Below are 10,047 nucleotides of genomic sequence, written 5' to 3'. Positions count from 1 at the left end.
CGGGCCCACCGGAGGAGGTGGTGGGCCTGCCCTACAGCCAGACCGCGCCCTTCCTGGAGGAGGCGCTGGGCTGAGCTTCCAGCGCCCGTCGGAGCCTCCGAGCCGTGGCCGTGAGGGCCGCCGGGCTCGGAGGTGGAGGCCGCGGAATCAGCGCGCCTGCGCCTGTGCCGCGGGCACGGACAGGCCTTCCGCCTTGAGCGTCTGGCTGGCCATGCCGGACATGCTCTCCGCGAGCGACTGCACGGAGCGGGTGGCTTCCTGCGTCTCCTGCACCGTCTTCAGCGTGCGCTGCATCTGCCCGGACAGCTCCTGGATGGCCTGCGCCATCTGGTGGGTGCCCGCATCCTGCGCGCTGACGGCGGCGGTGATCTGCCGCACGCTGGAGCTGGTGTCGCCGATGATGTCGGCCAACTGCTGGAACTGTGCGCTGGAGGTCCGCACGGCGTCGAGGCTCAGCCGCACGCGCTCGTCGCCCTTCTCACTGGAGCGGGCGGCCTCACGCATGCTGTTGCTGACGCCGTCGAGCACCTCGCGGATGCGGTGCGTGGCCTGGATGGACTGGTCCGCCAGGCCGCGCATCTCCCGGGCCACCACGCCGAAGCCACGGCCGCTCTCTCCACTGCGCGCCGCCTCGATGGCGGCGTTGATGGCCAGCATGTTGGACTGGTCCGCCAGGTCCTTCACGGAGTCCACGATGCCGGAGACCTCGCGGGTGCGCTCGTCGAGCGCGAAGATGCGCCGGGCCATGTCGGAGACCTCGGTGCGGATGGCCGCCAGGTCCGACAGCGTGCGCTCCAATGCGGCCGTTCCCTCGCGGCCCACCTGTTCAGCGCTCTCCGCGGAAGCCGCGAGCGCGCTGGCCTTCTCCGCCGTCATCTGCGAGCTGCGGCGGATCTCCTTCACCGTCTGCTCCGCCTCCTGGAGCGCCACGGCCTGACGGCTGACGCCCTCGGTCTGCTCGTCGCTGGACGAGCGGAGCTGCTGCACCACCGTGGCGAGCTCGCCGGCGCCGTTGCCCATGCGCTCGGCCAGGTTGCGCACTTCCTGCGCGCGCGCCTCCAACTGGTGGGTGTGCGCTTCGAGCGTGCGCACCACCATGATGGAGCGGCGGGTGACGATGCCCAGCAGCGACAGCGTCAACGCGACGTAGCCCCAGTGCGTGACGTTGCCCAGCGACCAGCCCACCAGGCCGATGACGGGGAGGATGGTGAGGACGATGGAGAGGACGAGCCCCGCGAAGCCACCGACGAAGAGGCGCGCGTCCGGGTTGCCCAACCACGCCTGGGTGATGGCCACTGAGAGCACCACCAGCAGCACCACCATCGCCATGGGGAGGAAGGGCACGAGGATGCGCTGCCCGATGCCCAGGTCAAGGAGCGTCGCCAGGGCGCACACGCCCGCCACGGGCGAGAACACCATGGCCGCCTTCTGGAACCAGCCGCGCCGGTTGTCGAGCAGCGCGTCCGAGACGAACTCCATCAGACCGGCGACGAGCAGGAAGATGCCCATCGTGGTGCCCAGCGTGGCGGCGGCGGACGAGCCCCACAGCGCCGTGGGCATGCCGCTCAGGCCCAGGAGGATCAGGCCGCCGCTGGCCGCGGAGACCGCCAGGCCCGCCAGCATCCGGCGCCGCCAGTGGAGCGCGAAGGCGCCACCCGCGCCGAGCGCCACCGCCAGCAGCAGGCAGCAGATGACGAAGGGCGCCTGGCCCTGGCGCGTCACGTAGACCAGCAGGTCATACTTCGAGCCCACCTGCGCGGCCTGCGCCACGCCGATGTTGGGATTGCTGGACTGGATGCGCAGCAGCACGCGCTTGCCCTGCGCATCGCGCGGCAGGGGCACGATGTGCCAGGACAGGTTCTCGCCAATCTCGTAGCTGTCCGGCCGGATCTTGCCGCTCGTGTAGATGTGCTGGCCGTCCGCGTACACCTCGAGCGCGTGGGTGATTTCGCCCAGGTACAGCGCGGGGTCCGTCCAGCCGCCGTCGGGGATGGGGATGCTGAGCCACATGAACTTGTGGTCGCCGCGACCCTCCGGCGCCGCGAGCGCGGGCGTGGTCCGCCACTCCTTCGAATCCCCCGTTTCCTTCGCCCACAGGGGCGTGCCATCCGAACCCACGGGGGAGTCACCCCATCGGAAGCGCCACCCGTCGAGCACGTTGACAGGAGGTCCCGCCTCGGCCGCGTGGGCCGAGGACGTGAGGGCAAACATCAGCAAGAGTGCGGAACAGAAGCGGAAGCCAGCCATGGAGTGCGTATGGTCTTCCGCCCGGGCACCGAATGTAAATGGGTCTTCCCGACCTCTCCCGAGAATCGATTGGCGTTGCTTGGAATTGACGTCCACAGAGAGCGTGGCAGGCAATGAATGCCGCGAATTTTATACTTCCGGTGAATTCCTCGCTCCGGCAGCCCGTGGGGGAAGCGGCCCACCGGCAAGGTTGTTCCTGGAAAGCCGGATGATCCTCAACGTCCGGACCATGTTCCGATCGGGTTTGAACGGCGACCCGGTGCGTCATGTTGAGTCCGAGGCGGGCGGGGGCATCAGCCGGGGGACCCACCCTTCCCTTGGGGTGGGCCAAGCGGCGACACTGGGGCCATGGCGCATCTGGAGTTGATCCCCAAGCGGGACCTGTCGAGCTTTCGCAAGCTTGCGATTGGAAGTTGGAAGACGGCGTACGACCCCACCGTCTACGGAACGCTGACCGTCCGCATGGACAAGGCGATGGCCTACATCGAGGCCTTCCGTCAGCGCACGGGCGTGCGGCTCACGGTGACGCACCTGGTGGCCAAGGCCATGGGCGAGGCGCTGCGTCGCTGCCCGGACGCGAACGCCATCCTCCGCTTCAACCGCATCTACCTGCGCCAGCGCGTGACGTTGTCCACGCTCGTCGTCCAGACGGACGGCGGAAAGGTGGACCTCACGTCGGCCCGCATCGAGGACGCGGACAAGAAGAACCTGAAGGAGATCGCCAACGACCTGGAGGAGGCGGTGCGCCGCGTCCGCGAGCGTCGGGACGTGGCCCTGGAGAAGGGCAAGGGCACCATCCAGAAGATCCCCTACCTGTTCCTCAACACGTTCACCTGGTTGCTGTCCTTCTTCATGTACACGCTGAACCTGGACATGAGCCGGTTCGGCATGCCGAAGGACGCCTTCGGGTCCGCCATCATCACCAACGTGGGCTCGCTGGGGCTGGACACGGCCTACGTTCCGCTGGCGCCGTACACGCGCGTGCCCATCTTCGTCGCGCCCGGCGCGGTGAAGGAGGTGCCCGTGGTGGAGGACGGCAAGGTGGTGCCGGGCAAGGTGATGAACATCAACGCGACGTTCGACCACCGCTTCATCGACGGGTTCCACGCGGGCGTGCTCGCCAACACGCTCCGGGAGATGCTGGAGAACCCGTTCGAGAGCTTCGACGCGCTTCCGGAGACCGCCGACGCGGCTCCGGTCGCCGCCGTGGGGTAGGGCGGCTCACAAGCCGCTGGTCTCACCTCCGTGAGGGAACCCGGACCAGGCGGAAGCCGATGTTGGGCGCCGCCCCGGTGTCGCTCGCGGAGCGGAAGCTGACCCGCAGCGCGTCCGCGCAGTCCGCCCACGAGCCGCCGCGCAGGACGTGGGTGCGCTTGGGGATGTCCTCGCCCAGCACGCAGACGGGGGACGTCTTCGGCGAGTGCCGGTAGTACTCGGCGTCGTAGTGGTCCTGGCACCACTGGCTCACGCCGCCCGCCATGCCGAAGAGGCCGTAGTCGTTGGGCGGGAAGGCGCGCATGGGGCGGAGCGAGAAGTCGTTGAAGCGGTCGAAGTCCGCGCGGCTCGCGTCTGGAGGTTCGTTCCCCCATGGGTACGCCGCGCCACGGAAGCAGCCCCGCGCCGCGCGCTCCCATTCGGCTTCGGTGGGCAGGCGATAGGTGACGGAAGGCGTGCTCAAGCGCCGCGCGAACTGTTCCGCGAGCGAAGGGGCGACCGCGACCATGGGCTTCTGGTCATAGCGCAGCGGGCCCTCGCCCGCGCGCGCTGGCGTGCCGAACAATTCCTGTGAGGTCTTGATGACGCCGTCGCCGGTTTCCCATCGCGTGTGGATGGCGTGGGCGTGCCAGTCACTGGCCTGCAGGGTGTCGTTCTCGCAGTACTGCAGGCGAATCTTCGAGTCGTTGAAGTACGCGAAGCTGTCGGTGAATCCGTCGAGTTGTTCGTCCGTGGGGAACTCGGGCGGTTCGGGCCAATCCAGGAGGCGAGCGAAGGCGCTCCATGACAGCGATGTGTCGCTCATCCAGAACGCGGACAACGTCACCGCGTGGGCGGGGCGCTCGTCGGGTTCGCCGTCGTCGCTGCCCATGATGAATGTGCCCGCGGGGACATAGCGGAACACGAAGCCGTTCTCGATGACGGTGAGCTGCTCCAACACGTCCTGGAGCATCGGCAGGACGTCCTCGCGTGCCTGCCAGGCCACCGCATCCAGCGTCGCGGCGGCGCCTTCCAGGTCCCCACTGGCACGCTGGACCCGGGCTTTCCCCAGCGCGGCTTGGATTACCGACATGCGCCCCCCTGTCCCCGCTCCGCGCCGAGCACGGGCAGTGGATGTGACTCCGTGGCAGCTCCCAGGGACTGGGCTTGCCAAGGGTCCTCCGCGAACGCGGAGCCATTGTAGAACTGCGCACGCGCGCGGCAGCCCCCGGTGAAGCGGTCTCCCGTCTGCTTCGCCCGGAGGCGCTGGAAGGACTGCCCGTCACGCCAGATGTCCTCGAAGGGGCGCGTTCGGATGTTGCCGGACTCGAAGGCCCGGCCCAGGAAGCTGCACGGATTCACGTTGCCCTGGACGGAGACGGAGGCCACCGTGTTCGCGGCTCCGCAGCCCGGGCCCTCCGTCACGACGCCGCGCAGCTCCTCGCGCGCCGAAGGACTGAAGGGGTCCAACGCGAAGAGGTCCGAGTCGGCTTCGACGCGCTCCAGCCGCGCGAGTGCGTCCACGTAGCCGTCGAACGTGGGCATCAGCTCTGGGTGCCGGGTGGCGGTGCCGACGGGGTACAGCGGGCGGAAGACGGCGGTGTGCGCGCCCACCCGCCGGGCCAGTTCGACGCAGGCCTCGACTTCCGCCACGTTGTCGCGCGTCAGCGTGAAGGCGAGGGTGAAGCGCGCATGCTGGCCGAGTAGCGCGAGCTTCTCCATCACCCGGTCGAAGACGCCAGCGCCCCGCACGGCATCGTTCGTCCCCGCCTGGGCGCCTTCCAGCGACACGTTCAGCCACACCAGCTCGCGCTTGCCGAGCTCACGCGCCCACCGTTCGTCGATGAGCAGCGCGTTGGTGGTGATGCAGGGATGGAGGCCGTGGCCCGTCGCCGCGTCGAGGATGTCCAGCAGGTCCTTGCGCATCAGCGGCTCACCGCCGGTGAGTCCCAGCCGGAAGCTGCCCAATCCGGCGAGCTGCGCGAAGAGCGCGTCCATCTCCTTCACGGAGAGCGGGGACTGATTGCGCGGCAGCTCCCCCGCGAAGCAGTGCGTGCACGTGAGGTTGCACGCGCCAATGACCTCCAGGTGGACGGCGAGCGGGCCCAGCAGGTGGTCGGGTGGGGGCGCCCGGTCGATGCGGGCCGCCGCGAGCCGGCCATCCATCCGGAGGTAGCCCTTCGTCGACAGGTGCTGGATGAGCCCGATGACGGCGTCCCGGTCGCCAGCCTCCGCATCACCGATGACGTCGTCCGCGGTGTGCTCGGTGAGCCGGGTGAGCACGGCCGCCGCGGGGGCATCGAACGGCATGTAGCGAGAGGAGCGCCGGTCGAAGAGGAGGGCGCCGAAGTGCTGAGGAATGAGGACCAGGGAAGGGCGGCTCATTTGAAGCCCTCGTCGTCCACGTGGAAGGACCACCGCACCCAGGCCTTCGTGGCGCTCGAGGCCAGGCCCAGGCCCGTGGCGTCGTCCTTGAGCATCTGCCACCGCCAGCGCTCGTTCGTCTTCGGTTCGGGAACGGGCCGTTGCACCAACGGCGCGAAGCCCGCGTCGGCGAAGTCCGGTAGGCGCCAGCCTTCGGGAGGTGGCCGTGTCGTGGCCTTCCATCGGCCATCCGGAGCGGATGCCAGTTTCGGGTGGACCGCGCTGGCGATCTCCGGATCCAGCCGGGCCTCCATCAGGACGAAGCCCCTGTCTCCGGGACGGTTCACTTCAAATGACAGGATGTGCGCACCCGGGGTGACGAGCACCCGTTGCTCCACGAGGGGATTCCCATCGAGGAACAGGCCGCCGTCCGGGACGCCATTCAGGTAGGAGGACAGCGACAGACCGATGGACGCACCGGGCCTTCGCCAGCGAAGCACCACACCGCCACAGCCCGCGGGCACCTCGCAATGGCTGTGGATCTCCAGCGCGAGCTGGCTCGACCTCTTGCGGTAGCGCGCCAACGCATTGAGGCGGAAGTCGTCCGAGTTCGACATGCCGGCGTTGTACCGCGCGCCACGCACCTCCGCGAACCGCGTAGGAGCCGAGCATTCACGGTATTCCTGGAGCGTATCGGGTCAAATGTCGGACATCGGAGGAAAATTGCGCCACGTATGGCAGGGCTGCTCCGGTGACTTCGGCAACGCCCAGTGCTTCGACGTGGGCGGCCGGTGGAACGCCAAGGACGGCATGCCGGCCAGCGGCGCGCTGAATACCTTGGGGCCGTAGCGCGTGCTCATTCTCTCCAAGGACCTGTGATGAAGCTCGAAGGCTCCTGCCACTGTCGCGGCGTGCGGTTCAGCGTGGAGACGCACCACCCGTCTCCCTTCATGCGGTGCTACTGCTCCGTGTGCCGCAAGACGCAAGGAGGCGGAGGCTTCGCCATCAACCTGTCGGGGGACGCGCGCTCGCTCAAGGTGCGCGGCCGGCAGCACGTCAAGGTGTACCGGGCGCGCATCCAGAACCCGGAGGACGCGAAGGCGCACCAGAGCAAGGGTCAGCGCCACTTCTGTGGCCGCTGCGGCTCCGCGCTGTGGCTGTATGACCCGAGGTGGCCAGAGCTCATCCATCCGTTCGCGTCGGCCATCGACACGCCGCTTCCCGAGGCGCCCGAGCTGGTCCACATCATGCTCGAGTTCAAGCCTGACTGGGTGCCCGTCCATGCGGGCAAGAAGGACAAGAAGTTCCAGCGCTACCCGAAGGAGTCCATCGCGGAGTGGCATCAGCGCCACGACGCGGAAGTGGGCTGAGGCGGCTCGGGGGGCCGCCTGCTGTCCGGACGGGCGGCACGACGTTGCCCGGAGCGCGGGTTGTGGCGGGTGCCTCGGGGGCCCAGCGTGTCTCTCATACGCGGAGGCAATCGATGGCACAGGGCAGCTCGCGGCGAATCCGGTATGCGGTGGTGGGGGCGGGGAATATCGCGCAGGTGGCTGTACTTCCGGCCTTCCAGCACGCCCTTGAGAACTCGGAGTTGGTGGCGCTCTTTTCCTCCGACGCGGAGAAGCGCGACGTGCTGGGGAAGATGTACGGCGTGCGCCACACCGCGAGCTACGACGACCTTGAGCAGGTGCTGCGCGACGCGGACGTGGACGCGGTGTACATCGCGCTGCCCAACACCCAGCATCGCGCCTTCACCGAGCGGGCCGCTCGCGCGGGTGTGCACGTCCTCTGCGAGAAGCCCATGGCGACCTCGGTGGAGGACTGTGAGGCGATGATTCGCGTCACGGACGAGAATCACGTCAAGCTGATGATCGCCTACCGGCTCCACTTCGAGGAGGCGAACCTGCGGGCCATTGACCTGCTGCGTTCGGGGCGCCTGGGTGAGCCGCTGATGATGTCGGCGCTGCTGACGCAGCAGGTGCGGACCGGGGACATCCGGACGCGCGTGGACGTGGGCGGAGGCGCGCTGCTCGACGAAGGGCCGTACCCCATCAACGCGGCGCGCTACCTCTTCCGTGACGAGCCCACCGAGGTGTTCTGCTACACCAACGAGGAGCAGGACCCTCGCTTCAAGGGCGTGGACGCCACGGCCTTCGCGTTGATGCGCTTCTCGAATGGGCGCATCGCGCAGTTCGGCATCAGCCACGCCGCATCGGCGGTCTCCAGCTACCGGGTGGTGGGGGAGAAGGGCGACCTGCTCGTCGAGTCCGCGTTTGGCTACGAGAAGGAGCGCAAGCATGTCCTCACGCTGGAGGGCAAGACGGAGGAGCGCGTCTTCGCGACGCACGACCAGTTCGCGCCGGAGCTGCTCTACTTCTCGAAGTGCGTGCTGGAGGACCAGGAGCCCGGGCCGTCCGGCCGGGAAGGGCTCGCGGACGTGCGCGTCATCACCGCGATGCAGGAGTCCGCGAGGACGGGGCGCCCGGTGAAGCTGGAAGCATTCCCGATGAAGCGGCGGCCGTCCCTGGACCAGCTCATCGTCCGCCCCGCGGCCAGGCCGCCAGCGCCAGTGAACGCGCCCGCGCCAGTGCAAGGATGAACTTGCGTCCACTGGAAATATTTCCCGCGCGCGAGCTTCTTCGTGCGCTGAATGTGCGGCGACATCCGCCTCCGCAAGTCGTGTCAGACCCTTGATGCATTCATTGCCGCGAACCGGGAAACCAGGGGTCGGCAATGACAACGCACGCATCTCATCAGGGCACCTACGCGGTCGAGCACGTTCTCCAGCGGATTCGCCGTTGTGCCGCTGACGTCACGCGGTACCCCGTGGACATCCTGACGGCGGACGCGCAGCTCGAGGACGAGCTCGGCATTGACTCCGTCAAGCTGGCGGAGATCGCCGCCGTGGTCGGGCGCGAGTTCAACATTCCGTCCGAGCGGCTGCCACGGGGCGCTCAGGCGCGTACGTTGGGTGCGATGGCGGACGTGGTGGCGCGGCTGCTCGCGGACACGCAGCCCGCCGCCGTCGCGACGCCTCCACCGGCGCCTGTCGCGGCTCCCGTACTCCAGGTGTCGTCAGCGGGCTCACCGGTGAAGGACCTGGAGGCGCGGGTCCGTGCCGTCTTCGCTCGGGTGACGCGCTATCCGGAAGAGCTCTTGACGCCGGAGGCGGACCTGGAGGACGAGCTGGGCATCGACTCGGTCAAGCAGGCCGAGGTGATGGCCGTGCTCATCAAGGAGCTGGGCCTGACCGATGCTCCGCAGCCTTCGCAGCGGCTGCGGACGATTTCCTCTATCTGTGAGATGGCGCGCGCTCGGCTGGCGGTCGCGGCGCCCGTGCGCGAGGACCGAGCGCCGCGTCAGTCGCCGCCGCCAGCCGTGCTGCCCTTCGCGGGGAAGGTCGCGTTCGTTACGGGCTCTGGGAAGGGGATTGGCAAGGTCATCGCGGCTCGCCTGGCCGGCTCGGGGGCGACGGTGGTGGTGAACTCGTTCCACTCCCGTGACGAAGGAGAGCGGACGGTTCAGGAGATTGTTGACGCAGGAGGGAAGGCGTTCCACGCCTGGGGCTCAGTCGCGCAGGAAGAGCACCTGGACCGGATGTTCGCCAGCATCGAGGCGCAGTTCGGCGGGTTGGACTTCCTGGTGTGCAACGCGTCCAACGGCCTCATCGGACCGTTCGACCGGATTACTCCGCGCGACTGGGACAAGGCGTTCCGCACCTGCATCACGGGGACCTATGAGTGCGCCATGCGCGCGCGGCCCCTGATGGCCCGGCGTGGCGGCGGAAGCATCGTGACGATGTCCACCTCCATGTCCCAGCGGTACATGCACGACCTCGGCTGTCAGGGCGTGGTGAAGGCCGGGGTGGAGTCCTTGACACGCTACCTGGCCGCGGAGCTGGCACCGGATGGCATCCGGACCAACTGCGTGTCCGCGGGACCGGTGCATGGCGAGCTGCTGCGCATGTTCCCCGACGCCGCGAGCCGGGTCGCGCGCTGGGAGTCGGCGACGCCGGGCGGGGAAATCTGCACTGCCGAGGATGTCGCCGACGTCACCGAGCTCCTCCTGGGGCCCAAGACGCGCCGGGTAAACGGCGCCATCTGGGTGGTGGATGCGGGGCTCTCCGGCACGGTGGACGGGCTGCTGCCGGGCGCGTCGGAGGCACGGCGTTCCGAGGCGCAGCGCGGGTCTCACCGCAGTGAGCACGACCTGCGAGCGCTCCTCGCGCTCGATTCCTGAACG

General features: G+C 68.6%; 9 protein-coding genes. 5 read left to right on the top strand and 4 right to left on the bottom strand.

Annotated elements, in window-relative coordinates; all coding sequences use genetic code 11:
* Nucleotides 1-147 precede the first annotated feature (147 nt).
* Nucleotides 148-2,361 carry a methyl-accepting chemotaxis protein gene (locus FMQ63_RS12185; protein WP_011553486.1) on the bottom strand — a complete coding sequence of 738 codons (2,214 nt, stop codon included), beginning with the start codon at nucleotides 2,359-2,361 and terminating at the stop codon, nucleotides 148-150.
* 234 nt (nucleotides 2,362-2,595) lie between these two features.
* Here FMQ63_RS12185 and FMQ63_RS12180 point away from each other — a divergent pair, with 234 nt between their 5' ends.
* Complete coding sequence (locus FMQ63_RS12180; RefSeq protein ID WP_011553487.1) at nucleotides 2,596-3,462, top strand: 2-oxo acid dehydrogenase subunit E2; 867 nt, start codon at nucleotides 2,596-2,598, stop codon at nucleotides 3,460-3,462.
* 22 nt (nucleotides 3,463-3,484) lie between these two features.
* Here FMQ63_RS12180 and FMQ63_RS12175 read toward each other — a convergent pair whose 3' ends face one another.
* Genes FMQ63_RS12175 through FMQ63_RS12165 form a run of 3 tightly spaced genes read right to left on the bottom strand, consistent with a single transcriptional unit; the run spans nucleotide 3,485 to nucleotide 6,422 of the window.
* A complete protein-coding gene (locus FMQ63_RS12175; protein ID WP_011553488.1) occupies nucleotides 3,485-4,534 on the bottom strand; it encodes an SUMF1/EgtB/PvdO family nonheme iron enzyme in 1,050 nt (349 codons plus the stop codon).
* Nucleotides 4,525-5,826: a radical SAM protein gene (locus FMQ63_RS12170; protein ID WP_020478320.1), complete on the bottom strand. Its 1,302-nt coding sequence runs from the start codon at nucleotides 5,824-5,826 to the stop codon at nucleotides 4,525-4,527. The genes FMQ63_RS12175 and FMQ63_RS12170 overlap by 10 nt, the downstream gene beginning before the upstream one ends.
* A complete protein-coding gene (locus FMQ63_RS12165) occupies nucleotides 5,823-6,422 on the bottom strand; it encodes a hypothetical protein (RefSeq protein WP_216608501.1) in 600 nt (199 codons plus the stop codon). Before FMQ63_RS12165 ends, FMQ63_RS12170 begins: the two co-directional genes overlap by 4 nt.
* Before the next feature lie 106 nt (nucleotides 6,423-6,528).
* On the opposite strand from FMQ63_RS12165, the gene FMQ63_RS38365 reads away from it, so the two are divergent.
* The 4 genes from FMQ63_RS38365 to FMQ63_RS12150 all read left to right on the top strand — a co-directional run bounded on the left by FMQ63_RS38365 (nucleotide 6,529) and on the right by FMQ63_RS12150 (nucleotide 10,044).
* The gene (locus tag FMQ63_RS38365; RefSeq protein ID WP_255509240.1) at nucleotides 6,529-6,654 is read left to right on the top strand and encodes a hypothetical protein; all 126 of its coding nucleotides are present in this window, start codon (nucleotides 6,529-6,531) and stop codon (nucleotides 6,652-6,654) included.
* Nucleotides 6,655-6,683: 29 nt separating this feature from the next.
* Nucleotides 6,684-7,175 carry a GFA family protein gene (locus tag FMQ63_RS12160; RefSeq protein ID WP_026114007.1) on the top strand — a complete coding sequence of 164 codons (492 nt, stop codon included), beginning with the start codon at nucleotides 6,684-6,686 and terminating at the stop codon, nucleotides 7,173-7,175.
* A gap of 113 nt (nucleotides 7,176-7,288) precedes the next feature.
* Complete coding sequence (locus FMQ63_RS12155) at nucleotides 7,289-8,404, top strand: Gfo/Idh/MocA family protein (RefSeq protein ID WP_171452205.1); 1,116 nt, start codon at nucleotides 7,289-7,291, stop codon at nucleotides 8,402-8,404.
* A 134-nt stretch (nucleotides 8,405-8,538) separates the two neighbouring features.
* Nucleotides 8,539-10,044: an SDR family oxidoreductase gene (locus FMQ63_RS12150; RefSeq protein ID WP_011553494.1), complete on the top strand. Its 1,506-nt coding sequence runs from the start codon at nucleotides 8,539-8,541 to the stop codon at nucleotides 10,042-10,044.
* Nucleotides 10,045-10,047: the final 3 nt, after the last annotated feature.

Source organism: Myxococcus sp. CA005 (genome assembly GCF_006518205.1).
GTDB classification, from domain to species: Bacteria; Myxococcota; Myxococcia; order Myxococcales; family Myxococcaceae; genus Myxococcus; species Myxococcus xanthus.
Note: the sequence above shows the minus strand (reverse complement) of the source record. Positions and strands in the feature narration are given on the sequence as shown.